Source organism: Staphylococcus sp. HMSC067F07, from assembly GCF_001837405.1.
Taxonomy (GTDB): domain Bacteria; phylum Bacillota; class Bacilli; order Staphylococcales; family Staphylococcaceae; genus Staphylococcus; species Staphylococcus capitis.
Genome location: NZ_KV832237.1, coordinates 120809 through 146297, shown reverse-complemented (window position 1 = coordinate 146297; position 25489 = coordinate 120809). Strand labels below are relative to the sequence as shown.

Sequence of the window (25489 nt, the reverse complement as noted above, 5' to 3'; positions counted from 1 at the left end):
ATAGAATATATTACTTTTTAATTATTAATTTCGGGCGGTCAGTTTTATCTACATAATTAGATAATAGTGATAAAATTTCTACAACTTTGTGTGTGGGTGTTTCAATACTCAAGGTGTGTTGAAATATTTTTCCTTTAGCTGTTTTTACTTTATGCGTCACAGAGTTTGTGTCGATGATACAATCTAAAATTTCCATCGTTTCGTACCTCCAATCATAAGTTTTGTAAATATGTTAGTCTTAATAAAATTGTAAATAAATTTAGACTTTATCTACTTACAACTTTTATGTCGGAGATACATTTATAAAAATTATTCTTCTATAAAATAAAGCTGAATAGTTTAGTTGTAAAAATAGATATTATATTATTTCTGTAACTATACCACTTTAGATAATTATTACTCCTAATTTGTAAAATATTTTAAATTTGGTTTTAGCTAAATATATTTTTGCAAAAGCCTTATTAATATAAAAAACCATACGCTTTGCGTATGGTTCGTAAAAATTCTATTATCATTAATTGAATTTTTTAATTTATAACGACTTCTCTTCCTTAGGATAGTCTAACTTAAGAGAAGCCATTTGAATTTTCCCCTTGAAGTTTAAATTTTCCTTAGACCATTTTACCTTCACTTTTTCCTTTTATTTAGTGTTGATTGAATAATGTATACAATGAAACCAACTAAAATGCCTAATAATAAGGCTACTACAACACTTACTATAATAGGTAATTTAAATACTATTTGTAATACTACGCCTATGATTATTGCTACAATAATTGCGATTAAAGATATTTTACTTTCATTAGATGAATCCATCTATTTCACTCCTAACATTACATATTATAGCATGAGCTTACATTTTGAAAAAATAACTATTAGAAGAAGCTTTTGATTTATCAGTTTAAATTTAATATTGACTACAAAGTGATTTTTATTTAACATAAATCAGAATATAACGTGAAGTAAGGTGACATCTATGAAATCAAAAAAAGGATTATCGCTAATTGTTGTTGCATTAATCGCAATAATAGTAATACTATTTCAATTTATTAACCATGATGGGCCATTCGGTGCTCATCAATCAACGGAAGAAAATCAAAGCGCAGATTTGAAAGGGAAGGACAAAGTCTACGTTGAGCGTGTAGTGGATGGAGATACTTTTCTTGCTAAGAAAGATGGTGAGCGCATTAAAGTTAGAATGATTGGTATGGACACGCCTGAAACGGTTAAACCTAATACTCCTGTTCAACCCTATGGTAAAGAAGCATCAAATTATAGTAAGAAAGAGTTAACACATAAATATGTTTATTTAGAGTATGATAAAGAAAAAAATGATAGATATGGTCGAACTTTAGCTTACGTTTGGCTAAGTAAAAATAAGATGTTTAATAGAGAGCTAGTTGAGAAGGGGTTAGCTAGAGAGAAATACTATTCTCCAAATGGTAAGTACAGACAAATTCTTAAAAAAGCACAAGAAGAGGCGAAACAAAATAAAGTGAACTTATGGAGTTAATATATTTAAAGGCCAAGAGGATTTATTAGCAATCTTCTTGGCCTTTTTAATCTATGAAATGTTATTTAAAACTCTCAGATATTTCTTGGACTTGTTCATCATTGAGAGGGTGCTTAGAAAGTTGTATAGCATCTTCTATGACCTTTTCAAGAGAAGATTGAGTAGATACTGTATCCACATATTTATCACTTTCATCTGAACCTTCAATAATATTTACGCTACCATCACTGAAATAAACAACGCCGATACTTTGTATCTTAAATCGATAATCTGATTCAATTTGATCTTTAAGTGCTTTAGCATTGTTTGCAGCTTGTTGGTATGGATCTTGATCATAAAACTCGTATATCACACGATTATCTTGTAAGATTTCTGTAAATGTATAGACACCTGTACGTGTCGTATTGAATTGGCTATGATATCTACTACTTACATAATGACCTACTATTTGATCAGTATCATAGGGTTGATTCTTTTCTTCAAAATGTTTATCTGGAACGTCGAAATGGTAGAAAGTTTTTTGATTCCAATTTTTTACGTCGACATTGATGAGTCCTACATCAGTGACAATAATAAAATCAAATGATCTTGCATATTCAAATAATGGGTGTTTCACAGCTAAATTATTTGTAGAAACAATTGAATATGTTTTTAATCGACCGTTGTTTTTAAAGCGATCCAAAATCTTTTGTAACTCACGCTTAGCATTTTTAAAAGCATGGTGTCCTACATCGTTATTAGAACTTAACATTTGATTCTTTAAAGCTAAATTTTCTTCGCTTAAAGTTGAATTTTTAGCAATTAATTGATTTCTAGCGTATTCTTCAGTCTCAACTCTATCTTTCATATATCTTTGATTTAAGACAATAGCTATAATCAAAATAATAATAATTACAGATAAAATGACCGTTACAGACATAAATATTCACCCAAATCTTAAGATTTTAAATTCTAATTTCAAAACAAATTATATACGTCTTAAAATTTGAGTTCAATCATTATGAGTACTAATAATGATTAAACTTTCTTGCGCTATATTTAATGTTTACAAAATTTTAAGAAATCGAAATCTTTACTCAATATCTAAAAGAACGTAATATAACTCTTTTTGTTTTTATGTATATATGAAAAGGCTATACTTTATAAATATATTAATTTTAATTTACTAAATGTTCACAATTCTGCGTTTGATAATTGTATATTTCGAATGTATAATTAAATTTATGAAAGCGCTTGCTTAAGGAGGTGTACGAATGAAACTTGAAGCACAAAAACCAGTCGACCAAATAGTTAAGATATTAATGGATACATCTACTCATATTTTTAAATTTCATGGTGAAGTTGCGATGCAGTTGTTTTTGAATGATGAGTTTAAGTTACCTAATAAAGTGGATATTTGCGTTGAACGCAAAAAATTAATTGAAATCGTCAAAGTTATACCTAAGGATTTCACTATAGAATATTATGGTAAGGCAAATGGGGTTTCGAAGAATAAAAAACTTTCATTATCTGAAGTTGCCCATGTAGAAGTATTCAAAGATGGAAATATGGTTCTCAATATTTTCGTTTATGATGTAGTAAATGATCAGTGGATATTCAGATTAGATAATAAAATCCGTTTACCAAAAAATAATATTTATTTTCACTCATTAAACTGGAATGTAGATTATATAAAACCTGAAATAGTTTTAATGTATGATTTAATGGATAATCAAAATTATCATCAATTTTCAAATTATAAGGCTGTGATTGATTCACTAAGTTATTATCAATTTTATATTTTAAAATTAGTAGTAGGGAAAAAACGTATTGAAGAAGCGGTAATAAATAATAGAAAAATATCATAAAAAGATTTCTACGACATACACTTGATATAGACTAAAGTAGTATATGTATTGTAGAAATCTTTTTATCTTTTATGAACATAAATTTTTTAAACAAATACCATGGTAACAAAATTCATAAGTTGATAGGACAGCTTTTTCTGCATCTTCAACTCGTATACCGAACATCATTGATATTTCAGAAGCCCCTTGGTTAATCATTTTTAAGTTAATATTAGATTCTGAAAGTGCATGAGTGATTTTACTCGCTGTACCAACTACTTGATTCATTCCTTCTCCAACGATCATTAAAATTGCTAGGTCGTGGTCAACGCTAAGTTCATCTACTTCACACCGTTTTCTGATTTCATTTAAAACTTGACTTTCTTTACCTTTGATTTGATTCGTACGCATTATAATACTGATATTATCAATACCAGATGGCATATGATCAAATGAGATATTAAACTCCTCTAATACGGCTAGAATCTTTCGTGTAAATCCTACCTGTCTATTCATCAAATATTTCTTAATATTGATAACTGTAAAGCCTTTGTCGCAACTTATACCACTAATTACATTGTCCGAATTTACTTCTCTGTCATGCCGAATATAGGTACCTTTATCATTTGGGCGATTCGTATTTTTTATTACAACAGGTATCCGATCCTTATATAAAGGTTGTAGCGCTTCATCGTGAAAAACTCCAAACCCTGCATATGAAAGTTCTCGCATTTCTCTATAAGTAATCTCTTCAATTAACTCCGGCTTATCTATAATTGTTGGATTTGCTTTGAAAATACCTGACACATCAGTGAAGTTTTCATAAAGAGATGCTCTTACACCTCTAGCAATTATAGCACCGGTAATATCTGAACCGCCTCGGGGGAAGGTTACAATATAATTTTGTTTAGAAATTCCAAAGAAACCAGGGATAATAAGCTTTTCTTTATAATTACGTAATTTATAAATCTTTTCATATGAAGAATCTATAATTTGAGCTTGTTGTGGCAAATCCGTCACAGTGAGTCCGGCTTCTTTAGGAGAAACATACCGTGTAGGGATACCTTGACTATTATTGTAGCTTGCAATCAATTGCGCATTGAAATCTTCTCCACATGATAATAAAGCGTCGTATAAACGTGAAGGTTTATCATAAAGTTGGTTAATGTAAAGTTCTAACGTTTCATCAATGGTAGTTAATATTTCATCATCCATATCTAACTCTTTTACAATGTCAGCATAGCGTTGAATAATTTCTTTTTTCTTATTTTGATAATCTAAACCATTGAGTATTTTTTCATATAAACGAATGAGTAAATCAGTTGTTTTGGTATCATTATTACTCCTTTTACCTGGGGCAGAAACAATAATTATCTTGCGCTCAGGGTCTCCATTTACAATATCTAATACCTTTTTAATTTGTTTAGCATTGGAGACAGAACTACCTCCGAATTTAGCAACTTTCATGAGTTATCAACCTTTCTAAAAAATCAGAAAATTCTATTCAGTTTTCTGATTAAGCATGGTACTATAGATTTATATTTTCAATATTAAGAACTTTACAAAAATTAAGAATAATTTTATACTAAACCATTATTTAGTATTTTTCAACTGTACAATTGTTTTTCTCAAAAGCACAATAGGAGGTATGATACATGAAAGAATTGAATATTGCATTACTTGGTCTAGGAACTGTTGGATCAGGTGTTGTCAAAATTATTGAGGAGAATAGGCAACAAATTAAAGATACCATCAATAAAGATATTGTCATTAAGCATATTTTAGTACGTGATAAATCAAAAAAGCGTCCATTAAATATTAGCCAATATCATTTAACTGAAGATATTGATGAGATATTAGGGGATGAATCAATTGATATTGTTATTGAGGTAATGGGAGGTATAGAACCTACAGTCGATTGGTTAAGAACTGCACTTAAAAATAAAAAACATGTGATAACTGCTAACAAAGATTTATTAGCAGTTCATTTAAAATTATTGGAAGATTTAGCAGAGAGTAATGGCGTAGCCTTAAAGTTTGAAGCAAGTGTTGCGGGCGGTATTCCAATTGTTAATGCGATTAATAATGGTTTAAACGCTAATAATATTTCAAAATTTATGGGTATTTTGAACGGAACTTCTAATTTTATTCTTACAAAAATGACCCGAGAACAGACAAGTTTCGAGGATGCTCTTGATGAAGCTCAAAGATTAGGATTCGCCGAAGCGGATCCTACAGATGATGTGGAAGGTGTCGATGCTGCGCGTAAAGTTGTCATTACATCTTATCTATCATTTAACCAAGTAATTAAACTTAATGATGTGAAGATAACGGGTATTAGTGGAACAACATTATCAGATATAAATGCTGCTGATCAATTAGGCTTTAAAATAAAACTAATTGGTAAAGGTACATATGAAAATGGCCATGTTCACGCTTCAGTTGAGCCAACGCTTATTCATAAGTCACATCAACTTGCAGCTGTTGAGAATGAATATAACGCTATTTATGTTATAGGTGATGCTGTAGGAGACACAATGTTTTATGGTAAAGGCGCTGGTAGCTTAGCCACGGGAAGCGCTGTTGTAAGTGATTTACTCAATGTAGCTTTATTCTTTGAATCGAACCTTCACACGTTGCCACCTCATTTTGAATTAAAAACTGATGAAACGAGAGAGATGATGGATGGGGAAGAACCTGTTGTAATCCAAGAAAAGTTAAATTACTACATTGTTTTACAAAATAATCATTTAACATTTGATAAGATTGAAAATGATATCAAAGCACTGTTGCCATTCCATAAGTCACTTCAAATTGCTGAAAGAGATGAGAATACAGTAGCAGTGATAATTATAGGATTGGATCAATCTCCAGAGGATGTTCTTAATAAATCAGGATACGAAGTCGAAAAGATTTATCCTGTAGAAGGAGTTTAATAAATATGAAAAGATGGCAAGGATTAGTACAAGAATTTAAAGAGTATTTACCAGTTAATGAAGAGACACCACAAATTACTCTAAACGAGGGTAGTACGCCACTTATTTATTGTGAAAAGTTATCTGAAAAACTTGATATAGAATTGTATGTGAAATATGAAGGTGCCAACCCTACAGGATCATTTAAAGATCGTGGCATGGTTATGGCGGTCACTAAAGCTAAAGAACAGGGTAAAAAGATAGTGATATGTGCATCTACAGGAAATACATCAGCTTCAGCAGCGGCTTATGCAGCGCGAGCAGGTTTAAAAGCAATAGTAGTTATACCTGAAGGTAAGATTGCACTCGGAAAATTATCACAAGCTGTAATGTATGGTGCAGAAATTGTCTCAATTGAAGGCAACTTTGATGAAGCACTAGAGATTGTTAAAGAAATTGCTAAAGAGAACAGCGATATTGAATTAGTGAACTCAGTGAATCCTTTTAGAATTGAAGGACAGAAAACTGGGGCATTCGAAATCGTTGAACAATTAGAACAAGCTCCAGACGTATTGGCAATTCCTGTTGGTAATGCCGGAAATATTACTGCTTATTGGAAAGGTTTTAAAGAATATAATGAGAAAAAAGGTAGTCAATTACCTCAATTGTTTGGTTTCCAAGCAGCAGGTGCAGCGCCAATTGTTCAAAATAAAGTCATAAAAAATCCAGAAACAGTTGCTACAGCCATCCGTATCGGTAACCCAGCAAGTTGGCAGAAAGCAGTTAAAGCATTAGAGGAATCTAACGGATTAATAGATAGCGTAACAGATGATGAAATACTTGAAGCTTATCAATTAATGACTACAAATGAAGGTGTGTTTAGTGAACCAGCAAGTAACGCATCAATCGCAGGTTTAATTAAACTTCATAGAGCAGGTAAACTTCCAAAAGGTAAAAAAGTAGTGGCAGTTTTAACTGGTAATGGCTTAAAAGATCCAGATACAGCAATCTCCTTATTGGACAACCCAATTCAACCTTTACCTAATGACAAGGACAGTATCATAAAATACATTAAAGGGGCAATTTGATATGGAAGAAGTTTTAAAACTTAAGATTCCAGCTTCAACTGCTAATTTAGGCGTAGGTTTTGATTCTATAGGAATGGCATTAGATAAATATTTATACATGTCTATTAAAGAAATAAAAGGATATGCTTGGGAATTCTTGTATTATAGTCCTGAATTAGAAACGTTACCCAAAGATGAAAGTAATTATATATATAAAGTTGCACAAGAAGTTGCAGAAAAATATAAAGTAACATTACCTTGTTTACAAATTGAAATGAGAAGTGATATCCCACTAGCTAGAGGATTAGGTTCCTCTGCTTCAGCGCTAGTGGGCGCTTTATATATTGCAAACTATTTTGGTAATATTCAATTATCACAATATGAGTTATTGCAATTAGCTACTGAAATTGAAGGTCACCCTGATAATGTTGCTCCAACTATATATGGGGGATTAATTTCTGGCTATTATAACCCAGAGACAAAAGTTACAGATGTCGCACGTATAGATGTTCCTAAGGTTGATATTATTCTAACGATTCCACCGTATGAATTACGTACAGAGGACTCTAGAAATGTTTTGCCTGAAACCTTTTCACATAAAAAAGCAGTACAAAATAGTGCGATTAGTAATACTATGATATGTGCCTTAATTCAACATAAATACGGCTTAGCTGGTAAAATGATGGAACAAGATGGGTTTCATGAACCGTTTAGACAACATCTTATTCCAGAGTTTGAGGAAGTACGCCAATTATCGCGAGAACACCAAGCATACGCAACTGTCATCAGTGGTGCAGGTCCTACAATTTTAACTTTGTGTCCTAGAGAACGTAGTGGCGAATTAGTAAGAGCATTAAGAGATCGAATCACTCATTGTACCTCTGAGCTTGCTACAATTAATGAGAAGGGCGTTATAGAAGAAGTTGTGTACCTAAAGTCCTAAACTATTGTAAAATATAGATAAGAATGATTTTTTGATTAAGTCACGGAAGGAGTTCTTTTGCTATATGAGTAAATTTAAAATGATAGTTTTGGATATGGATGATACTTTAATGAACAGTGACAATGAAGTGTCAGCCGAAACTAAATCCTATTTGATAGATATTCAAGATAAAGGATATAGCGTAGTTCTAGCATCTGGTAGACCTACGGAAGGGATGATACCCGTAGCTAGAGAATTACAGTTAAATCACAATGAGAGTTTTATAATTAGCTACAACGGTGGCAAAACAATTAAAATGTCCAATGAAGAAGTTGAAGTAAGTAAACCAGTTTCTAAAGACAATTTTGATTTAATTGTAGATTATTGTAGAGAAAGAGGATTTCTAGTTTTAACGTATGATAACGGTTATATCATTCATGATAGTGATCACGAATATATGAATATTGAATCTGAATTGACTGGTTTACCAATGAAAAGAGTCGAAGATATTAAATCATGTATTAATCATGATGTACCTAAAGTTATGGGTGTAGATTATGTAGGTAATATTACTGAAGCGCGTGTAGATCTTAATGGTTTCTTCAATGAGGACATAGATGTAACGACAAGTAAACCATTCTTCTTAGAATTTATGGCTAAAGATGTCTCTAAAGGAAATGCAATCAAAGCATTATGTAAGAAAGAAAATATTAATTTAGAAGAAGTAGTAGTGTTTGGAGATAGTTTAAACGATCAATCTATGTTTGACGTAGCTGGTTATTCAGTTGCGATGGGTAATGCTAGTGAAGAACTTAAAGAAAGCGCTGATGTAGTTACCTTAGATAACAATTCAGAGGGGATTCCTCATATGTTGAAGAAATTAATCTAACTTAAAATAAAATTACTAAAAATACAGGTTTTAACATATTTAAATGGACTGGGAAGAAGAGTTATTCATACCAGTCCATTTTTGCGTTATTCCATTTTGACAATAGCTTGAGTGTTTATTTTATTTAGCAGTATGTGTCCAATCATGTTTCCCTTTATATCTTTTTATGTGTGCATAGACTTGGTCAGCAGCATAATCAAGATTAGTATATACAGTAATAGTAAAAGCTGATTGATTGTCTTCGAAGGGTTCTTCTAAAAATACATCTTTGAGATGTGTAAATAAATCATTCATTTGATCATGTTTTAAACTAGGGTATTCCCTTAGCGTGTGCTTTAATAAGTTGCCATTTTTTTCTTCAAGGGCTTGAACCACAATGACAAAACGTTCATCTTGTTTTATAACATCATCGAATAAGTTAGTTTGTCCAACCATATTATCCACCTCTAAACCTTTTTATTACTTAAATTATACATGATTACTTTTCAACATAAAATATTCAAAGCTGTCGTAAAAGAAGTTTATTTTAAAAAAAGAATAAAGTAAATTAATGAAAGTAATAAAATAAAAAGACGACAATTCTTATTAGGAATCATCGTCTTTGTAATTAATTTTTATAATTATGTGGAGTTAAATCCATTTCTTCTAATTTAACAAAATGAGTGCGTTTAATTAATTTATGCACGAAATAAATAATTGAAAGGATAATGATAGGTGCAAAGTTTCTTAAAACGCTTAATAAATCTCCGGTAATAATACTACTGTAAGAATTACCTAATAATAAAAACAATAACGTAATAATTACAATTATTGGACCTACTGGATAAAATGGTGCTTTATAAGGGAGTAATTCATCAGGATTTTTACCTTGTCTTTTAATTGCCCTACGCAATCTAATCTGAGACCATATACTAGATCCCCATACTACAATAACCATTGAACCAATGATGTTTAATAGATTAAACACAGCATTTGCATTGAAATTTGCATATATTATAACAAGTATAATAAGGATGTAGGTTGTAACTAAAGCACGCATAGGTAATTTAGTTTGTTTGTTTAATTTGCCGAAAAATTTAGGAGCCTGACCATCGGCGCTTAGAGAAAATAGCATTCTACTCGTTGTATATATACCTGAATTTGCTGCTGATAATAATGAAGTCAAAATAACTGCATTAATAACTGATGCAGCAAATGCGATTCCAATTCTATCGAATACAATAGTAAATGGACTTTGTGAGACCGATTTATGCTCATTTAATAATAATGGATCAGTATAAGGTATAATTGCAGCTATAACTGCGATAGATAACACATAGAATAATAAAATTCTCCAGAATACTTGTTTTATAGCTTTTGGCATTGATTTTTGAGGATTATTTGATTCACCTGCAGTAACAGCGACGACTTCAGTACCGCCTACAGAGAAACCAGCTACAAGTAATACGCTTAATAATCCTGATATACCCCCAACAAATGGTGCTTGACCTTTAGTATAATTATCAAAGCCGTAAGAATGACCACCTAATATACCAAATATCATTAATATACCAACAATGATGAAAACAATGATTGTTATTACCTTGATGAGTGATAACCAAAATTCAGTTTCTCCAAAAGCTTTTACTGAAAATATATTAATCAAGAAAATAAAAGTTAAAAATATTAAACTCCATGCTAGGGGACTAAGTACTTTAAATACATCCCAAAATTGGAGGACATTCGATGCCACAATAATGTCTACACTTGTTACAAGTGACCACATTCCCCAATATAACCATCCCATCGTGAAACCTAGAGATGGATCTACAAAGCGAGTTGAATAAGAACTGAATGATCCTGATACTGGGTAAAAAGTTGCTAGTTCTCCAATAGATGACATTAAAAAGTAAAGCATAATTCCTATTAGAATATAAGCTAATATAGCGCCACCGGGACCTGCTTGCGAAATCACACTAGCAGTTGCAACGAATAAACCTGTTCCGATAGCGCCACCAATTGCAATCATGGATATGTGTCTCGATTTGAGTCCACGTTTCATATTGTTATCTTCCATAAGGTGTCTCCCATCTATTTAAATATATCCACCATTTTAATCTTTTTAGGTATAGTATTCAATAACTTTTTAGCACTTTAAAGCGGAAATATTTAAAAATTTTCTGAAATTTAAATTTAATTAGGAATTGGGTTTAATAACTACTTAAAACGGGTTTATTTAAAATATATATTAGATTATAATTATTACAAATTAGAATTTGTGAGGGGGAGCTAGCCATGTCTAAACAAGATGGTAGATTAACTGGTCTATTTGGTGCACCAGTATCAGATAGAGAAAATAGTATGACAGCAGGGCCACGAGGTCCATTATTAATGCAAGATGTTTATTATTTAGAACAAATGTCACATTTTGACAGAGAAGTAATTCCAGAGCGACGTATGCACGCTAAAGGTTCTGGCGCATTTGGTACTTTTACTGTCACAAATGACATTACTCAATACACAAATGCTAAAATTTTCTCTGAAGTTGGTAAACAAACAGAAATGTTTGCACGTTTCTCAACAGTTTCAGGTGAACGTGGTGCGGCTGACTTAGAAAGAGATATACGTGGATTTGCGTTGAAATTTTATACTGAAGACGGTAACTGGGATTTAGTTGGGAATAATACACCAGTGTTCTTCTTCAGAGATCCTAAATTATTTATTAGTTTAAATCGCGCTGTTAAAAGAGATCCACGTACTAACATGAGAAGCCCTCAAAACAACTGGGATTTTTGGACTGGCATTCCAGAATCTTTACATCAAGTAACAATTTTAATGTCAGATCGTGGTATGCCTAAAGGTTTCCGTAATATGCACGGTTTCGGCTCACATACTTATTCAATGTACAATGACGCAGGTGAACGTGTATGGGTGAAATATCATTTTAGAACGCAACAAGGTATCGAAAATTATACTGATGAAGAAGCTGCTGAAATCGTAGGTGGAGATAGAGATTCATCTCAAAGGGATTTATACAATGCCATCGAACGAGGGGATTATCCTAAATGGAAAATGTATATCCAAGTGATGACAGAAGAACAAGCAAAAAATCATCCACATAATCCATTTGATTTAACTAAAGTATGGTATAAAGATGATTATCCATTAATTGAAGTAGGCGAATTTGAATTAAATCGCAATCCTGAAAACTATTTCTTAGATGTAGAACAGGCTGCATTTGCACCAACTAATATAGTACCAGGGTTAGATTTTTCTCCGGATAAAGTGCTGCAAGGGAGATTATTCTCTTATGGAGATGCTCAGAGATATCGTTTAGGTGTCAATCATTGGCAAATCCCTGTCAATCAACCTAAAGGTGTTGGCGTTGAAAACTTATGTCCATTTAGTCGCGATGGGCAAATGCGTTTCTTAGATAACAACCAAGGTGGCGGTCCTCACTATTATCCAAATAACCAAGGTGTATATGATTCACAACCTGAGTTTAAAAAACCATCATTCCCTGTAGATGGTGATGGATATGAATATAACTTCCGTCAAGATGATGATAACTACTTCGAACAACCTGGTAAGTTATTCAGACTACAATCAGATGATGCTAAAGAACGTATCTTTACTAACACAGCTAATGCAATGGATGGGGTGACTGAAGACGTTAAAGTACGCCACATTCGTCATTGTTATAAAGCTGATCCTGATTATGGTAAAGGAGTAGCAAAAGCTTTAGGTATCGATATTAATCAAATTGATTTAGAAACTGAAGAAGATGAAACATACGAAAACTTTAAATAATATAATTGTAAAAGATGAGATTGCATGTTGACATCAATTATGATAAAATTTTAAATCGTAAGAATTCCTAACAACATTAGAAAGGGTGTTTAACGTGCGCGTAAATATTACTTTAGCTTGCACAGAATGTGGCGATCGTAACTATATTACAACTAAAAATAAACGTAACAATCCAGAACGTATTGAAATGAAAAAATATTGTCCTAGATTAAACAAATATACGTTACATCGTGAAACTAAATAATTTCTTATCTTTCAAATACGACAATTTGAAATTTATAGTCTCTCCTATAATGAAATAGGAGAGACTTTTTTTATTGAAAAGATATAAATCAGGTTTAGTAGCTTTAAAATTTTTCCTTGTATAAATTAAAATTTATGTTATTCTATAAAACGTAATAATTACGATTTGTGAAAAGAGGTTAAATTAAATGGCGAAAAAATCTAAAGTAGTTAAAGAACAAAAAAGAGAAGAACTTGTAAATAAATATTATGAATTACGTAAAGAACTAAAAGCAAAAGGTGATTATGAAGCGCTTAGAAAACTCCCTAGAGATTCTTCACCTACGAGATTAACTAGAAGATGTAAAGTAACAGGACGTCCAAGAGGTGTTTTACGTAAATTTGAAATGTCTCGAATTGCTTTCCGAGAACATGCACATAAAGGTCAAATTCCTGGTGTGAAAAAATCAAGTTGGTAAAAATGAATTTATGTCTTTTGTCCATTTACATTAGTAAAAAAACAATGTACAGTTAATAAGGATAAAGAATAACTGAATAATATGTGTAAATTTAATATAATTATTCGGTTTTAAAGCGTTATCCGATTAAAATTTTTAATTGTAAGGGGCAAATTACAAAAATGAAGATTTTTGACTATGAAGATATACAATTAATACCTAATAAATGCATTGTTAACAGCCGTTCTGAATGTGATACTTCAATTAAATTTGGACCACGCACATTCAAATTACCAGTAGTTCCGGCTAACATGCAGACGGTAATGAATGAAGAGCTTGCACAATGGTTCGCACAAAATGATTATTTTTATATTATGCATCGCTTTGATGAAGAAGCTAGAATTCCATTTATTAAAAAGATGCAAGATGAGGGGCTATTCGCTTCTATTTCTGTTGGAGTAAAAGAAAATGAATTTAAATTCATTGAAGAACTTGCTTCAAAATCTTTAGTTCCAGAATATATCACAATTGATATTGCGCATGGCCATTCAGACTCAGTCATCAATATGATTAAACATATTAAAAACCACATACCTAAAAGTTTTGTTATTGCAGGTAATGTTGGCACACCTGAAGGCGTTAGAGAACTTGAAAATGCTGGTGCTGATGCAACAAAAGTTGGTATTGGTCCAGGTCGTGTATGTATAACTAAAATTAAAACAGGATTTGGTACTGGAGGTTGGCAATTAGCTGCACTTAACATTTGTAGTAAAGCAGCTCGAAAACCTATTATTGCTGATGGTGGTTTAAGAACTCATGGTGATATAGCTAAATCAATTCGTTTTGGTGCATCAATGGTAATGATTGGTTCGTTATTCGCTGCACATGAAGAGTCACCAGGAGAAACTGTTGAACTTGAAGGTAAAAAATATAAAGAATATTTTGGAAGTGCCTCAGAATTTCAAAAAGGTGAACATAAAAATGTTGAGGGTAAAAAAATGTTTGTTGAACATAAAGGTTCACTGAAAGATACTTTAATTGAAATGCAACAAGATTTACAAAGTTCAATATCTTATGCCGGTGGAAAAGATCTGAAATCACTAAGAACTGTAGACTATGTTATCGTGAGAAACTCAATTTTCAATGGTGATAGAGACTAAGTTTAAATAGTAGGTGTAAAAAATTAAAAGATTTCTATTATTCTTTGTAGTTTTATTATGTATCATTATTTTCACACCCATTAAAGAAGCTAAGCCATTAGTAGATTTTCAAAAAGAAGTTCGACAACAAGTTGATACATGGATTAACCACGATTCAAATGTAAACGATAAATCATTATCTGTTCCTAAAAAACAAGAATTTGCACTTAGTAATATCCAAATGAATATGTCTAAGCAAGCCGTTGAAAGTAAATTAGGTCATCCAAAACGTATGACTTCTAATGAATATGGAACTAAGTGGTACACATATTATAATAAAGATTATGATAACTTTATTATGATTAGTTATATTAAAAACCACGTTAATGCCATGTACTCAAATCAAAATATTATATCTTCAAAATCTAAAATTAAGTACGCTACTCCTAAACATACTGTAAGAGAACGGTTAGGTAATCCTATAGAATATATTAGTAAAGGGCGATATCGTTTTGAGGTAAAAAATAATGAATATGATGTTTTCCATAAAGATCACATTTATACAACAGTTTTTTACGACAAACATGAAAAAAATGGAGTGACTGCATTATTACAAGTAAGTGAAAATATGGAAAATCGCTTGCGTCAACAATATGGCGTGCCATCTAGAGAATTAGAAAAAAGCTTTGAATTACAAAATTATGATTTAGTTAACTCGGAAAGAAAGCAACATGGCTTAAATACACTAAATTATTCAAGTAAAATTTCTAATACTGCTAGAAAGCATAGTAAAAATATGTCTGAAAATAACTTTTTCGATCATACAGATAATAAAGGGGATTCTCCTTTTGATAGATTGAAAAAAGATCGTATTGATTTCAATGCGGCAGGAGAAAATCTTGCTTATGGTCAAATCAATAGTATTTATGCTCATGAAGGATTAATGAATTCACTAGGTCATAGGAAGAGCATACTAAATACGCATTATCGAAATTTAGGCGTAGGTGTAGATTTTAATAAAGAGAAGCAACCATTTTGGACTGAGAATTATACAGAATAAGAGTTTATCTTAAGTAGATAAGGGTAAAATAAATTCGTAAGGATGTAGATAAGCATGAAAACGAATAAAGATAAACAACCCGATATACTTGATAAAATAAAAGATGTATTAAACAAAGATTCTAAACAGAAGACAAGGTAGTTCGATAAGAACTACCTTGTCTTTTAGTATTTATATGAGATTTTTATAGAGGTCTTGATATAGGAGGGCTTAAATAGAGAGAAATTGATAGTTACATTTCTCTGTATAACCCTATGACTTTACCAACAACAATAACATTATCTAAATAAATAGGATCCATAGTACTATTTTCAGGTTGTAATCGGTAACGGTTTTTCTCTTTATAGAAGCGTTTAACAGTAGCTTCTTCGTCTTCAGTCTTTGCTACTATAATGTCGCCGTTTTCAGCTATCGTTTGGCTTCTTACAATCACTTTGTCACCGTCTAGAATACCAGCTTCAATCATACTTTCTCCTACTACATTTAATATGAAAATGTCACTATTATGTGTTGAAGTTAAATGTTCAGGTAGTGGGAAATACTCTTCAATGTTCTCAACAGCTGTAATAGGAACACCGGCAGTAACTTTACCTATTACTGGTACGTGAATCGTTTCCTCAACATTAACTTCCTCTAGTTGTTCACTAACAATTTCAATAGCTCTAGGTTTAGTAGGGTCTCTTCGAATATAACCTTTTTCTTCTAATCTTGATAAATGTCCATGTACGGTTGAACTAGATGCTAAGCCCACTGCTTCGCCAATTTCTCTAACACTAGGTGGATAACCCTTAGTTTGTACAATGTGTTTAATGTAATCATAAATCTCACTTTGACGTTTAGTTAATTCTCTCATATATAGGCACTCCCTAATTTTATTTAAGTACATTATAGCATTAATTATCTTCGAAAACAAACGTTTGTTCGTTTTAGTGTTGACACAGAACATTCGTTCTGATAAATTAAATATACAAACAAACGTTCTAGGAGTGAGATTAATGTTAATTAAGACAAAACAAAAGTTTTTAATATATATAGCTGTAGTACTCATCTCTTGCATGGTTTTCCTAACATTCTTTTTAAGTGTAAATCAAAGTGCGCATTCAGAACAAACGTACGAAATGACAGATCATGAAATTCATCAACAGGATAATAATAAATCAAACTATAAAGTTGAAGACAAACAAAATAGCGAACAAAATGACACTTCAGTGTTCGCTTTAGTTAATTAGTAATTTATTAAAAATATGATGAGTAAGTATTGTTAATGAGCGTAACTATTTGGTTACGTTCATTTTTTTGATATATTCTACACAAGAATTTAAAGTAGGAAATCATATATATTTTAAGAGTCTTACACATTTTGTTTAAAATTTAACAAGGAGCGTGACGATAATGTCTAAGGAAGATTTAAATATAGATAGAATCAATGAGCTAGCTAAAAAGAAAAAAGAAAAAGGTTTAACAGAAGAGGAAGCTAAGGAACAATCTAAATTAAGAAAGCAATATTTAGATTCATTTAGAAAAGGGTTCAAGCAACAGCTTGAAAATACTAAAGTAATAGATCCTGAAGGAAATGATGTTACACCTGAAAAGCTTAAAAAAATTCAATCTGAGAAAAACAATAAATAATGGAAGAAGGTTGTTCAAGGTAGTTCTTGAACAATTTGTATGAGCTGATTTATCAGATTTTTCTTTATCATTTTAATTTAAAATAAGTTATAATTATATTTAGATATTATTTAAGAAGGGAAGACACAACGATGTTTAACGAAAAAGACCAATTGGCTATCGATACAATACGTGCACTAAGTATTGATGCTATCGAAAAAGCAAATTCTGGACACCCTGGTTTACCAATGGGAGCTGCCCCTATGGCGTATACATTATGGATACGTCATCTTAATTTTAACCCCCAATCTAAAGATTATTTTAATAGAGATAGATTCATTCTTTCAGCAGGACATGGCTCTGCTTTACTATATAGTTTATTACATGTATCAGGTAGTTTAGAATTAGAAGAACTAAAACAATTTAGACAGTGGGGTTCTAAAACTCCAGGTCATCCAGAGTTTAGACATACAGATGGAGTAGAAGTAACAACTGGGCCACTAGGTCAAGGATTCGCAATGTCAGTGGGAATGGCACTTGCTGAAGATCACTTAGCTGGTAAATTTAATAAAGATAATTTTAATATGGTTGATCATTACACATACGTTTTAGCTTCAGATGGAGATTTAATGGAAGGTATTTCACATGAAGCTGCTTCATTTGCGGGCCATAATCAATTAGATAAGTTAATCGTTTTATACGACTCTAATGATATTTCACTTGACGGTGATTTAAATAAATCATTCTCAGAAAATACACAATCTAGATTTGAAGCATATGGTTGGAATTATATTTTAGTTAAAGATGGCAATGATTTAGAAGAAATTGATAATGCTATTAATAAAGCTAAATCACAACAAGGCCCAACTATTATTGAAGTTAAAACTGTTATCGGTTTTGGCTCTCCAAATAAAGCTGGTTCAAATGGAGTACATGGCGCTCCGCTAGGTGAAGATGAAAGAAAACTTACTTTTGAAGCTTATGGACTTGATCCTGAACAACGATTCAATGTACCTGAAGAGGTTTATGAAATCTTCCAAACTTCTATGTTAAAACGTGCTAACGAAAATGAAGATGCTTGGAAAGCTAAATTAGAAGATTATAGCAAAGAACATCCTGAATTAGCAGAAGAATTTAAGTTAGCAATTAGTGGTAAATTACCTCAAAACTATGAAAAAGAGTTACCTAAATATGATTTAGATCATAAAGGAGCATCTAGAGCAGATTCTGGAGAAATTATTCAAAAACTTAGTCAAACAGTACCATCATTCTTTGGGGGTTCTGCTGATTTAGCAGGGTCTAATAAATCTAATGTCAAAGAAGCTAAAGATTATGATAAAGAAACACCAGAAGGTAAAAATGTATGGTTTGGTGTACGTGAATTTGCGATGGGTGCAGCAGTGAACGGAATGGCTGCTCATGGTGGATTACATCCTTATGCAGCGACATTCTTCGTATTTAGTGATTACTTAAAACCTGCATTACGTTTATCAGCTATCATGGGTCTTAACTCAACATTTATCTTTACACATGATTCAATAGCTGTAGGTGAAGATGGTCCAACACACGAACCAATAGAACAATTAGCGGGCTTACGTGCTATTCCGAATATGAATGTTATTCGACCTGCAGATGGTAATGAAACACGTGTAGCATGGGAAGTAGCATTAGAATCAGAACAAACACCAACTTCTCTAGTTTTAACACGTCAAAACTTACCAACATTAGATATTGCTGAAGAAACGGTAGAAGCGGGAGTTCGTAAAGGAGCTTACGTAGTATTTGAATCAGAAAAGGATCCAGAATACTTATTATTAGCATCTGGCTCAGAAGTTAGTTTAGCAGTAGAAGCTGCCAAAGATTTAGACAAACAAGGTAAAGGTGTTAGAGTTGTATCAATGCCAAACTGGTTTGCATTTGATAAACAATCAGATGATTATAAAGAATCAGTATTACCGTCCTCAATTACTAAGCGTGTAGCAATTGAAATGGCATCTCCATTAGGTTGGCATAAATATGTTGGAACAGAAGGCAAAGTTATTGGTATTGATGGCTTTGGCGCAAGCGCACCTGGTGATTTAGTAGTTGAAAAATATGGATTTACTAAAGAAAATATATTAAATCAAATTCGCACATTCTAATATCTTAAATTATTAATAATTAGAGAAGGGTTACTAGCTCAAGTTTATTAGCTAGTAGCCTTTTATTTTATATAAGTTTAATAGTCAATTTGTTAAGAAAAACAAATATTTGTTATCATTGCTAATGGTAGGTATTAGTTATCACTTTAAAGTGCCTCTTGAAATAACAAAGTGAATTTAGTAAAATTCAGTAGGATAAAGAAAGTGGGTGAAACAATGGCAACTTGGTTAGCAATTATTTTAATCATTTTAGCACTTATCGTAGGATTAATCGGTGGTTTCTTTTTAGCAAGAAAATATATGATGGATTACCTCAAAAAAAACCCACCTATCAATGAAGAAATGCTACGTATGATGATGATGCAAATGGGTCAAAAACCATCTCAAAAGAAAATCAATCAAATGATGACAATGATGAACAAAAATATGGACCAAAACATGAAAGGCAAATAAAGCCTATAATGACGGGCGTTACAGTGATTTTAGATTTTCACTGTAACGCCCGTTTTTGTTTACTGGTAACACTATGGTAACAAAATATTTAGTTTTTAATTGCTTTCTTTGTATCGCTCATTAAGTATTCCAGCTATTTCATTTTCAGTGTTCGGATATAAGTGGCCGTATGTGTTCACGGTTGTTTGTATATCGCAGTGACCTAAATGACGAGACACAACGTATAGTGAGACACCCGCATTAATCAATAAAGACGCATGTGAGTGTCTATGGGCCACAAGTATTTTAGGCAATCCGGCGCGCTGTGTGCCTCTCTTGAGCAACATATTAACTGTTGTATTAGGACACTTAGGCGAGATATTAAACACTTAAGAACTAATATTTTATTAAAGTTTAAATATGTTAATTTATAATTGCAACATAATTATTTTCTATAAGGAGAGATTAAATTGAAAAAGTTATTAGTTTCAACGTTAACTGGCTCAATTGCAATTGCGACTTTAGGTAATACTTATGTTTCAGCGTAAGAGGTGGAGAAAGCGAACAATTAACAAGTAGCTAGTACCAGTGAAAAAGCGAATACTACTCAAACTAAATCAATCAATAACTACAGTAAAAAAGAAATCGACAAACAGATGACTGAAAGAGGATGGCATAAACACAAAAACGCTGATGGTACTACAACATATACTCAATACGAGGGCGATACAATAGCAAATATGCAAAAACATGCTACACCTCAACAAAAAGAAAAAATGAACAAAGAACTTAGACATAACCCTATGCCATTCAAACAGGGCGTAAATTCTTTCAAAATGAGTAAAGATGGGAAACATTTCACTATTAAATTAAGTAAAACAACAGCGAAAGCTATAGCTACAACTGGCACTGCGGCAGCAGGTGGCTTATTCGCTTTACTTGGGCCATTATGGGGATACGGAGCATCTATAGCAACTTCATTAGCGAACGTATACGGTTCAGGCTCAATTAAAAACGGTGTAGTAGGTCATGGAGTTGTTAAAACAAGTCCTAAAGGCGACGCTACACCTTATATCACTAGTTGGGGAAATCAGTAATTTTTAATAACGTTCTGAAATAACAGGGGTGTATAGTATGCATTTGACACCAGAATCTATCATTATTGGTATCGCTACTTTCATTGCAGTTATTGTAGCGTCATATATTGGCAGGAAAATCAAAGATAATGTAATTTTAAGTATGGTAGTAACAGTAATTCTTACTTTGATATTGCTTTTTGTCATATATAAAGTAGGAATATGGATATATTATAAATGACACTTTTTAAATTATATTAAATCACTTATAATTCTTGTGAAATGCGATAGCCATGCATACTAAGTGTGGTTATCGTGTTTTATTTTACTTTTATATAACGGTATACGTGACTATAATTGTAATTAGTAACACATTTTTTTATAATATACTCATATCGCAATAGCGCTAAATAAAAATAGCGTTATTATGTATAACATTATTTAGTTTGCTTTATTAGATTGTATTACACTCATATATATTTTATATGTTTACAGGCTAGTCCACGATAAAGGTGGGCTAGTCTTTTTTGTTGTGTCCTCTTCGCAAGACGTTAAAAGGCGATGACGTAAGTCCGGCGTTAACGGATAATCTTATCGGTGTCGAACACCGTTATCAAAACGTAAGGAACGAATTTTATGGCATTTAGTAGAGAAGAACTCAAAAATATCGGTATAGATGACGAAAAAATCAACGACGTGATGACGTTATACGGTAAGAATATTCAAAGTCTTAAAGATAGCGTTGATGAAGAAAAACGAAAAGCCGAAGAAAATAAGAAAGAAGTTGAATCTTATCGTAAACGTATCAACGAACAAAACGATGAGTTAGATAACTTGAAAGAAAAGATCAATAAAGGCGAAAACTTAGAGGAGCAAATAAATGCACTCAAGCAAGTCAATAAAGAAAAAGACCAACAACACATCAATGAGATGAACGAGGTTAAATTGCAATATGAAATTGACAAAGAACTAAACAGTGCAGGCGCTAAAAATACAACATCAGTCATGGCGTTAGTCAATCGCGACAACATTTCGTTTGATAGTGAAAAAGGTTTACGTGGCTTAAAAGAGCAATTGGACGACCTTAAAGAAATGAAAGTTATCTATTCGTATATGATAACGATGATAAAGGCGGCTCAAAAAATGCCGATAGTCAAAGCAATTCAAACAGTAATATGAACTATAGCGTAGGTAAAGGCAAAGGTAACAGCGGCTCAGAGGCTGAAGCTAACGCATTAGGCGAAAAGTATTACGATGAATTATTTGGAGCGAACAAAAAATAAGGAGGTTAAACCCTATGAGTTTAAAACCGAAAGTAATTAATGGTTTTGGTTTCAATCCAGAGTTTATACGCGACGCTAAATACTTAGAATACACTGTAGGTAATCCAGTGTTAGATGCGTCTAAATTCACAGAGCCAACAACAGTTAAAGCAGGTACAGCTATTTCATGTAATGAAGATACTGGTTTATATGAGTTGGTTACTGATAGCACTTCAAACATCGTTGCAGGTGTATTAACAACAAATGAGGTTGTTGTGTACCCTAACAAAAACAAAGAAGTGCCAGCAGTACGTAAAGCGTCAGTAAGACCCGAACGTATCCACGGTGCTACAGACGCATTTAAAGAGGCTACAAAAGGCCGTATTTCTTAAGATATTTAATCGTATCTATTAATCATTTTAACTATAAGGAGGCATATGAATGGTATTAGAAGATAAGGCTTTCCAAAAGGCTACCTTACAAGCATTCATTAACAAAGGCGACGCAGACCGCGACGTTAGTTTATTCCCGTTAGCGCAAGCGTTCCCAACTGAACAAGTTAAAGATATTGAAAATGTTTACAATATCATCAAAATATAATTAAATGTAGCAGCGTTTATCGCAGGCTTTAATTCAGGTTCTCCCATCAGAAATAAAGGTCAAGGTAGGCAAGCTATGGCGAAACTTACTAAAATTCAAGACGCTTATTTCCTAGTTATAATGGAATTATTACGTTACAACAACGCACATTCAAATGATGAACAATAATAAGTCTTAGACGCAGTATTGATTAGCTCAGAAAACTTGAGTGCAGGCGTTGAAAAAACGAAAGAATTACTACGTACGCAAATGGCTTATCATGGTATTAAAGACCAAAACATGAAAGGCAAATAAAGCCTATAAGTTCAGGCGTCACAGTGTTTACAATAACCACTGTGACGCTTTTTTTATTACTTATTAAGATATGATGATTAATTTTATTTATGAATTAGTAATTTTTAAAGGCAAGTTTTGTAATGATTGATTAAAATATATTGTAAATCGTAACTTAAAAACAAAAGAGTATTAAAAAAGTTAAAATTATTAAGTTACATAGCAATAAGTTTGGTTTACTATTTAATTGGGGGCGATAAATAATGACAAGTCGTAATAAGGAATTACTCAAATTAGGTTTTAATATAGTAAACTTAACTATCTATATCGTTTTAATCTATTTATTAATTAAATTATAGACGTGTTACTTATATATTAGTGATCAAACCTTCAATAACACATGCCTTAGCAAAAAATAATTTGCTAAGGCATTTTTAAAACTGTATGGGAACTTAAATTAGTTATTGATAAAACTGGTTTTTAAATCTTTAGAATTTTAGAAAGTTTAAAGTAGTCATTGATATAAGGATAGTGATATACTATCATATGATGAATTAAGAGTATTAAGTTTATGTCATAAGAAGGTGTCAAATTGGCTTATTTAATTTTTTCTATTGTCGTTGCTTTTTTAATGGGCGCAGTAGTAATTGTAATAAGAATGAAAGCACAAAAGTTTCCAGTTAATGAAAAAAAAATCATTTTACCTCCATTCTTTATGGCTACTGGGGCTTTAATGTATATTATTCCATATTTCAGATTAACAGGTATGGAAATGTTAGAATCACTAATTTTAGGTGTACTATTCTCAACTGTTTTAATTTTCACATCAAGATTTGAAGTCAAAGGCAGCGAAATTTACATGAAGCGTTCTAAGGCATTTCCAGTAATTTTAATTTCGTTATTAGTTATTAGAACTATTATTAAAATCTTTATTAGCAATGAAATTAACCCAGGTGAAATAGCTGGTATGTTTTTCTTACTAGCGTTTTGTATGATTGTACCTTGGAGATTAGCAATGTTTTATAAATATAAAAAGTTAAAAAAATCACTAGTTAAGTAGTGTATTGGCCACTTGTCATATTATTTGATGAGTGGCATTTTTTACTTGAAAGTTGATATTAATAATTATAAAATATAAATACGAACAAATGTTCTATTTAGGAGGATGATTATGAAAATTATACATACTGCTGATTGGCATCTTGGTAGAATCTTGAATGGTAAACAGTTATTAGATGATCAAAAATATGTATTAACTAAATTTATTAATCATATGGAAAAAGAACAACCTGATGTCATTGTTATAGCAGGTGACTTATATGACACCTCTTATCCGAGTAAAGAAACGATGAGTTTACTTGAAAATACAATTGCAGAGTTGAATATAATACTTCAAATACCTGTAATTATGATTAGTGGGAATCATGATGGAAAAGAAAGATTGAATTATGGGTCATCATGGTTTGAACATAATCATTTGTTTATAAGAACCAAACTTAAGGATATACATAAACCTATAGAAATAAACGGGGTACAATTTTTTGCTTTACCTTTTGCGACAATAAGTGAAGTACAACACTTTTTCGAAGATAAAGAAATCAATACTCATCAACAGGCTTTAAATCGCTGCATAGAATATATGTCTCAAAATATAGATGAAAATAAAGTGAGTATTTTAATTGGTCATTTAACTATTAAAGGTGGTAAAACATCTGATTCAGAGCGACCTTTAACTATAGGAACTGTAGAGTCAGTTGAAAGACAGTCATTTGATCAATTTGAGTATGTTATGTTAGGACATTTACATCATCCCTTTAGTGTAAATGAAAAAAACATTAAATATAGCGGCTCATTACTACAATATTCATTCTCTGAAGTGAATCAAGCAAAAGGTTATCGCATAGTTAATATCGATGAAGTTTATCATGTAGAAGATACATTTAAATCTATTGAACCTTTAAGAGAATTAGAGGTTATAGAAGGGGATTATGATGATGTTATTGAAGAACGAGTTTCTGTGAAAAATAAAGATAATTATTTTCATTTTAAACTCACTAATATGTCACATATTAATGATCCAATGATGAAACTTAAACAAATTTATCCTAATACATTAGCATTAACTAATAATACATTCGAACATATTGAAGAGTTTAATAATGTAGAGATAAAGAAACAAGATGATCAATCTATAATTAAGTCGTTTTATGAATCAATGACTAATGAGGAAATTAGCGAAAATCAATCTAATAAGATAGCTGAAATTTTAAATAATATTATGAGAAAGGAAGTCTAAT

The 25489-nt window shown here is 31.7% G+C and carries 30 protein-coding genes; 22 read left to right on the top strand and 8 right to left on the bottom strand.

Going from position 1 to position 25489, the window contains the following annotated elements; translation table 11 throughout:
• Nucleotides 1–10: 10 nt before the first annotated feature.
• Together HMPREF2706_RS07680 and HMPREF2706_RS07675 are read right to left on the bottom strand one after the other, a co-directional pair.
• Nucleotides 11–196 (bottom strand): hypothetical protein, encoded by a 186-nt coding sequence (locus HMPREF2706_RS07680; protein WP_030064864.1) that lies wholly within the window; start codon nucleotides 194–196, stop codon nucleotides 11–13.
• A 431-nt stretch (nucleotides 197–627) separates the two neighbouring features.
• On the bottom strand, nucleotides 628–816 hold the full coding sequence (locus HMPREF2706_RS07675) for a hypothetical protein (protein WP_030063687.1): 189 nt from the start codon (nucleotides 814–816) through the stop codon (nucleotides 628–630).
• Nucleotides 817–976: 160 nt separating this feature from the next.
• On the opposite strand from HMPREF2706_RS07675, the gene HMPREF2706_RS07670 reads away from it, so the two are divergent.
• Nucleotides 977–1513, top strand: coding sequence for a thermonuclease NucI (locus tag HMPREF2706_RS07670; RefSeq protein ID WP_049428573.1), 537 nt, complete (start codon nucleotides 977–979; stop codon nucleotides 1511–1513).
• 61 nt (nucleotides 1514–1574) lie between these two features.
• Here HMPREF2706_RS07670 and HMPREF2706_RS07665 read toward each other — a convergent pair whose 3' ends face one another.
• Entirely contained in the window at nucleotides 1575–2432 is an 858-nt protein-coding gene (locus HMPREF2706_RS07665) for an NERD domain-containing protein (protein WP_030063683.1), read from the bottom strand.
• Between the two features lie 334 nt (nucleotides 2433–2766).
• On the opposite strand from HMPREF2706_RS07665, the gene HMPREF2706_RS07660 reads away from it, so the two are divergent.
• The gene (locus tag HMPREF2706_RS07660; protein WP_002433636.1) at nucleotides 2767–3360 is read left to right on the top strand and encodes a hypothetical protein; all 594 of its coding nucleotides are present in this window, start codon (nucleotides 2767–2769) and stop codon (nucleotides 3358–3360) included.
• 69 nt (nucleotides 3361–3429) lie between these two features.
• Here HMPREF2706_RS07660 and HMPREF2706_RS07655 read toward each other — a convergent pair whose 3' ends face one another.
• The gene (locus HMPREF2706_RS07655) at nucleotides 3430–4806 is read right to left on the bottom strand and encodes an aspartate kinase (RefSeq protein ID WP_049428576.1); all 1377 of its coding nucleotides are present in this window, start codon (nucleotides 4804–4806) and stop codon (nucleotides 3430–3432) included.
• 188 nt (nucleotides 4807–4994) lie between these two features.
• On the opposite strand from HMPREF2706_RS07655, the gene HMPREF2706_RS07650 reads away from it, so the two are divergent.
• The 4 genes from HMPREF2706_RS07650 to HMPREF2706_RS07635 all read left to right on the top strand — a co-directional run bounded on the left by HMPREF2706_RS07650 (nucleotide 4995) and on the right by HMPREF2706_RS07635 (nucleotide 9132).
• Nucleotides 4995–6275: a homoserine dehydrogenase gene (locus HMPREF2706_RS07650; protein ID WP_049428577.1), complete on the top strand. Its 1281-nt coding sequence runs from the start codon at nucleotides 4995–4997 to the stop codon at nucleotides 6273–6275.
• Between the two features lie 5 nt (nucleotides 6276–6280).
• Nucleotides 6281–7342, top strand: a complete 1062-nt coding sequence (thrC, locus tag HMPREF2706_RS07645; RefSeq protein ID WP_023350338.1) for a threonine synthase — start codon at nucleotides 6281–6283, stop codon at nucleotides 7340–7342.
• Between the two features lies 1 nt (nucleotide 7343).
• The gene (gene thrB, locus HMPREF2706_RS07640) at nucleotides 7344–8264 is read left to right on the top strand and encodes a homoserine kinase (protein WP_002433614.1); all 921 of its coding nucleotides are present in this window, start codon (nucleotides 7344–7346) and stop codon (nucleotides 8262–8264) included.
• A 64-nt stretch (nucleotides 8265–8328) separates the two neighbouring features.
• Nucleotides 8329–9132 carry a Cof-type HAD-IIB family hydrolase gene (locus HMPREF2706_RS07635; protein ID WP_030063677.1) on the top strand — a complete coding sequence of 268 codons (804 nt, stop codon included), beginning with the start codon at nucleotides 8329–8331 and terminating at the stop codon, nucleotides 9130–9132.
• 120 nt (nucleotides 9133–9252) lie between these two features.
• Here HMPREF2706_RS07635 and HMPREF2706_RS07630 read toward each other — a convergent pair whose 3' ends face one another.
• Nucleotides 9253–9567 carry a hypothetical protein gene (locus HMPREF2706_RS07630; RefSeq protein ID WP_002433981.1) on the bottom strand — a complete coding sequence of 105 codons (315 nt, stop codon included), beginning with the start codon at nucleotides 9565–9567 and terminating at the stop codon, nucleotides 9253–9255.
• A 172-nt stretch (nucleotides 9568–9739) separates the two neighbouring features.
• On the bottom strand, nucleotides 9740–11188 hold the full coding sequence (locus HMPREF2706_RS07625; RefSeq protein ID WP_002433697.1) for an amino acid permease: 1449 nt from the start codon (nucleotides 11186–11188) through the stop codon (nucleotides 9740–9742).
• A 218-nt stretch (nucleotides 11189–11406) separates the two neighbouring features.
• On the opposite strand from HMPREF2706_RS07625, the gene HMPREF2706_RS07620 reads away from it, so the two are divergent.
• The 5 genes from HMPREF2706_RS07620 to HMPREF2706_RS07600 all read left to right on the top strand — a co-directional run bounded on the left by HMPREF2706_RS07620 (nucleotide 11407) and on the right by HMPREF2706_RS07600 (nucleotide 15800).
• A complete protein-coding gene (locus HMPREF2706_RS07620) occupies nucleotides 11407–12921 on the top strand; it encodes a catalase (RefSeq protein ID WP_037548939.1) in 1515 nt (504 codons plus the stop codon).
• 94 nt (nucleotides 12922–13015) lie between these two features.
• The gene (rpmG, locus tag HMPREF2706_RS07615) at nucleotides 13016–13165 is read left to right on the top strand and encodes a 50S ribosomal protein L33 (protein WP_001831295.1); all 150 of its coding nucleotides are present in this window, start codon (nucleotides 13016–13018) and stop codon (nucleotides 13163–13165) included.
• Between the two features lie 187 nt (nucleotides 13166–13352).
• Complete coding sequence (rpsN, locus tag HMPREF2706_RS07610) at nucleotides 13353–13622, top strand: 30S ribosomal protein S14 (protein WP_002433763.1); 270 nt, start codon at nucleotides 13353–13355, stop codon at nucleotides 13620–13622.
• A gap of 161 nt (nucleotides 13623–13783) precedes the next feature.
• Nucleotides 13784–14761, top strand: coding sequence for a GMP reductase (guaC, locus tag HMPREF2706_RS07605; protein ID WP_023350332.1), 978 nt, complete (start codon nucleotides 13784–13786; stop codon nucleotides 14759–14761).
• Between the two features lie 22 nt (nucleotides 14762–14783).
• Nucleotides 14784–15800 carry a CAP domain-containing protein gene (locus HMPREF2706_RS07600; protein ID WP_030062736.1) on the top strand — a complete coding sequence of 339 codons (1017 nt, stop codon included), beginning with the start codon at nucleotides 14784–14786 and terminating at the stop codon, nucleotides 15798–15800.
• Between the two features lie 232 nt (nucleotides 15801–16032).
• Here the strand turns inward: HMPREF2706_RS07600 and lexA are convergent, their stop codons facing one another.
• Nucleotides 16033–16653: a transcriptional repressor LexA gene (gene lexA, locus HMPREF2706_RS07595; protein WP_070862301.1), complete on the bottom strand. Its 621-nt coding sequence runs from the start codon at nucleotides 16651–16653 to the stop codon at nucleotides 16033–16035.
• Nucleotides 16654–16795: 142 nt separating this feature from the next.
• Between lexA and sosA the strand changes: the two genes are divergently transcribed.
• The 4 genes from sosA (at nucleotide 16796) to HMPREF2706_RS07575 (ending at nucleotide 20002) form a co-directional block, all read left to right on the top strand.
• Nucleotides 16796–17029 (top strand): DNA damage-induced cell division inhibitor SosA, encoded by a 234-nt coding sequence (gene sosA / locus HMPREF2706_RS07590; protein ID WP_023350330.1) that lies wholly within the window; start codon nucleotides 16796–16798, stop codon nucleotides 17027–17029.
• A 163-nt stretch (nucleotides 17030–17192) separates the two neighbouring features.
• Nucleotides 17193–17429 carry a DUF896 domain-containing protein gene (locus HMPREF2706_RS07585; protein ID WP_002433819.1) on the top strand — a complete coding sequence of 79 codons (237 nt, stop codon included), beginning with the start codon at nucleotides 17193–17195 and terminating at the stop codon, nucleotides 17427–17429.
• A 131-nt stretch (nucleotides 17430–17560) separates the two neighbouring features.
• A complete protein-coding gene (tkt, locus tag HMPREF2706_RS07580; RefSeq protein ID WP_070862300.1) occupies nucleotides 17561–19549 on the top strand; it encodes a transketolase in 1989 nt (662 codons plus the stop codon).
• A gap of 216 nt (nucleotides 19550–19765) precedes the next feature.
• Entirely contained in the window at nucleotides 19766–20002 is a 237-nt protein-coding gene (locus HMPREF2706_RS07575) for a YneF family protein (protein WP_016898133.1), read from the top strand.
• 95 nt (nucleotides 20003–20097) lie between these two features.
• Here the strand turns inward: HMPREF2706_RS07575 and HMPREF2706_RS11915 are convergent, their stop codons facing one another.
• The gene (locus tag HMPREF2706_RS11915; protein WP_080550848.1) at nucleotides 20098–20328 is read right to left on the bottom strand and encodes a tyrosine-type recombinase/integrase; all 231 of its coding nucleotides are present in this window, start codon (nucleotides 20326–20328) and stop codon (nucleotides 20098–20100) included.
• A gap of 309 nt (nucleotides 20329–20637) precedes the next feature.
• Here HMPREF2706_RS11915 and HMPREF2706_RS07570 point away from each other — a divergent pair, with 309 nt between their 5' ends.
• The 7 genes from HMPREF2706_RS07570 to sbcD all read left to right on the top strand — a co-directional run bounded on the left by HMPREF2706_RS07570 (nucleotide 20638) and on the right by sbcD (nucleotide 25488).
• On the top strand, nucleotides 20638–21078 hold the full coding sequence (locus tag HMPREF2706_RS07570; protein ID WP_064212248.1) for a hypothetical protein: 441 nt from the start codon (nucleotides 20638–20640) through the stop codon (nucleotides 21076–21078).
• A 37-nt stretch (nucleotides 21079–21115) separates the two neighbouring features.
• Complete coding sequence (locus HMPREF2706_RS07565; RefSeq protein ID WP_002433834.1) at nucleotides 21116–21298, top strand: hypothetical protein; 183 nt, start codon at nucleotides 21116–21118, stop codon at nucleotides 21296–21298.
• Between the two features lie 395 nt (nucleotides 21299–21693).
• Nucleotides 21694–22236: a phage scaffolding protein gene (locus tag HMPREF2706_RS07560; protein WP_030062735.1), complete on the top strand. Its 543-nt coding sequence runs from the start codon at nucleotides 21694–21696 to the stop codon at nucleotides 22234–22236.
• A 118-nt stretch (nucleotides 22237–22354) separates the two neighbouring features.
• Nucleotides 22355–22711 (top strand): hypothetical protein, encoded by a 357-nt coding sequence (locus HMPREF2706_RS07555; RefSeq protein ID WP_030062734.1) that lies wholly within the window; start codon nucleotides 22355–22357, stop codon nucleotides 22709–22711.
• Between the two features lie 49 nt (nucleotides 22712–22760).
• Nucleotides 22761–22919: a hypothetical protein gene (locus HMPREF2706_RS12230; RefSeq protein WP_002433944.1), complete on the top strand. Its 159-nt coding sequence runs from the start codon at nucleotides 22761–22763 to the stop codon at nucleotides 22917–22919.
• 865 nt (nucleotides 22920–23784) lie between these two features.
• Complete coding sequence (locus HMPREF2706_RS07550) at nucleotides 23785–24252, top strand: CcdC family protein (RefSeq protein ID WP_002433613.1); 468 nt, start codon at nucleotides 23785–23787, stop codon at nucleotides 24250–24252.
• Nucleotides 24253–24363: 111 nt separating this feature from the next.
• Nucleotides 24364–25488, top strand: coding sequence for an exonuclease subunit SbcD (sbcD, locus tag HMPREF2706_RS07545; RefSeq protein ID WP_030062733.1), 1125 nt, complete (start codon nucleotides 24364–24366; stop codon nucleotides 25486–25488).
• Nucleotide 25489: the final 1 nt, after the last annotated feature.

Coding starts and splice junctions, on each gene's coding strand:
- HMPREF2706_RS07680 (WP_030064864.1), bottom strand. CDS start 196: ATGGAAATTTTAGATTGTATCATCGACACAAACTCTGTGACGCATAAA.
- HMPREF2706_RS07675 (WP_030063687.1), bottom strand. CDS start 816: ATGGATTCATCTAATGAAAGTAAAATATCTTTAATCGCAATTATTGTA.
- HMPREF2706_RS07670 (WP_049428573.1), top strand. CDS start 977: ATGAAATCAAAAAAAGGATTATCGCTAATTGTTGTTGCATTAATCGCA.
- HMPREF2706_RS07665 (WP_030063683.1), bottom strand. CDS start 2,432: ATGTCTGTAACGGTCATTTTATCTGTAATTATTATTATTTTGATTATA.
- HMPREF2706_RS07660 (WP_002433636.1), top strand. CDS start 2,767: ATGAAACTTGAAGCACAAAAACCAGTCGACCAAATAGTTAAGATATTA.
- HMPREF2706_RS07655 (WP_049428576.1), bottom strand. CDS start 4,806: ATGAAAGTTGCTAAATTCGGAGGTAGTTCTGTCTCCAATGCTAAACAA.
- HMPREF2706_RS07650 (WP_049428577.1), top strand. CDS start 4,995: ATGAAAGAATTGAATATTGCATTACTTGGTCTAGGAACTGTTGGATCA.
- thrC (WP_023350338.1), top strand. CDS start 6,281: ATGAAAAGATGGCAAGGATTAGTACAAGAATTTAAAGAGTATTTACCA.
- thrB (WP_002433614.1), top strand. CDS start 7,344: ATGGAAGAAGTTTTAAAACTTAAGATTCCAGCTTCAACTGCTAATTTA.
- HMPREF2706_RS07635 (WP_030063677.1), top strand. CDS start 8,329: ATGAGTAAATTTAAAATGATAGTTTTGGATATGGATGATACTTTAATG.
- HMPREF2706_RS07630 (WP_002433981.1), bottom strand. CDS start 9,567: ATGGTTGGACAAACTAACTTATTCGATGATGTTATAAAACAAGATGAA.
- HMPREF2706_RS07625 (WP_002433697.1), bottom strand. CDS start 11,188: ATGGAAGATAACAATATGAAACGTGGACTCAAATCGAGACACATATCC.
- HMPREF2706_RS07620 (WP_037548939.1), top strand. CDS start 11,407: ATGTCTAAACAAGATGGTAGATTAACTGGTCTATTTGGTGCACCAGTA.
- rpsN (WP_002433763.1), top strand. CDS start 13,353: ATGGCGAAAAAATCTAAAGTAGTTAAAGAACAAAAAAGAGAAGAACTT.
- guaC (WP_023350332.1), top strand. CDS start 13,784: ATGAAGATTTTTGACTATGAAGATATACAATTAATACCTAATAAATGC.
- lexA (WP_070862301.1), bottom strand. CDS start 16,653: ATGAGAGAATTAACTAAACGTCAAAGTGAGATTTATGATTACATTAAA.
- sosA (WP_023350330.1), top strand. CDS start 16,796: ATGTTAATTAAGACAAAACAAAAGTTTTTAATATATATAGCTGTAGTA.
- HMPREF2706_RS07585 (WP_002433819.1), top strand. CDS start 17,193: ATGTCTAAGGAAGATTTAAATATAGATAGAATCAATGAGCTAGCTAAA.
- tkt (WP_070862300.1), top strand. CDS start 17,561: ATGTTTAACGAAAAAGACCAATTGGCTATCGATACAATACGTGCACTA.
- HMPREF2706_RS07575 (WP_016898133.1), top strand. CDS start 19,766: ATGGCAACTTGGTTAGCAATTATTTTAATCATTTTAGCACTTATCGTA.
- HMPREF2706_RS11915 (WP_080550848.1), bottom strand. CDS start 20,328: ATGTTGCTCAAGAGAGGCACACAGCGCGCCGGATTGCCTAAAATACTT.
- HMPREF2706_RS07570 (WP_064212248.1), top strand. CDS start 20,638: ATGACTGAAAGAGGATGGCATAAACACAAAAACGCTGATGGTACTACA.
- HMPREF2706_RS07565 (WP_002433834.1), top strand. CDS start 21,116: ATGCATTTGACACCAGAATCTATCATTATTGGTATCGCTACTTTCATT.
- HMPREF2706_RS07560 (WP_030062735.1), top strand. CDS start 21,694: ATGGCATTTAGTAGAGAAGAACTCAAAAATATCGGTATAGATGACGAA.
- HMPREF2706_RS07555 (WP_030062734.1), top strand. CDS start 22,355: ATGAGTTTAAAACCGAAAGTAATTAATGGTTTTGGTTTCAATCCAGAG.
- HMPREF2706_RS12230 (WP_002433944.1), top strand. CDS start 22,761: ATGGTATTAGAAGATAAGGCTTTCCAAAAGGCTACCTTACAAGCATTC.
- sbcD (WP_030062733.1), top strand. CDS start 24,364: ATGAAAATTATACATACTGCTGATTGGCATCTTGGTAGAATCTTGAAT.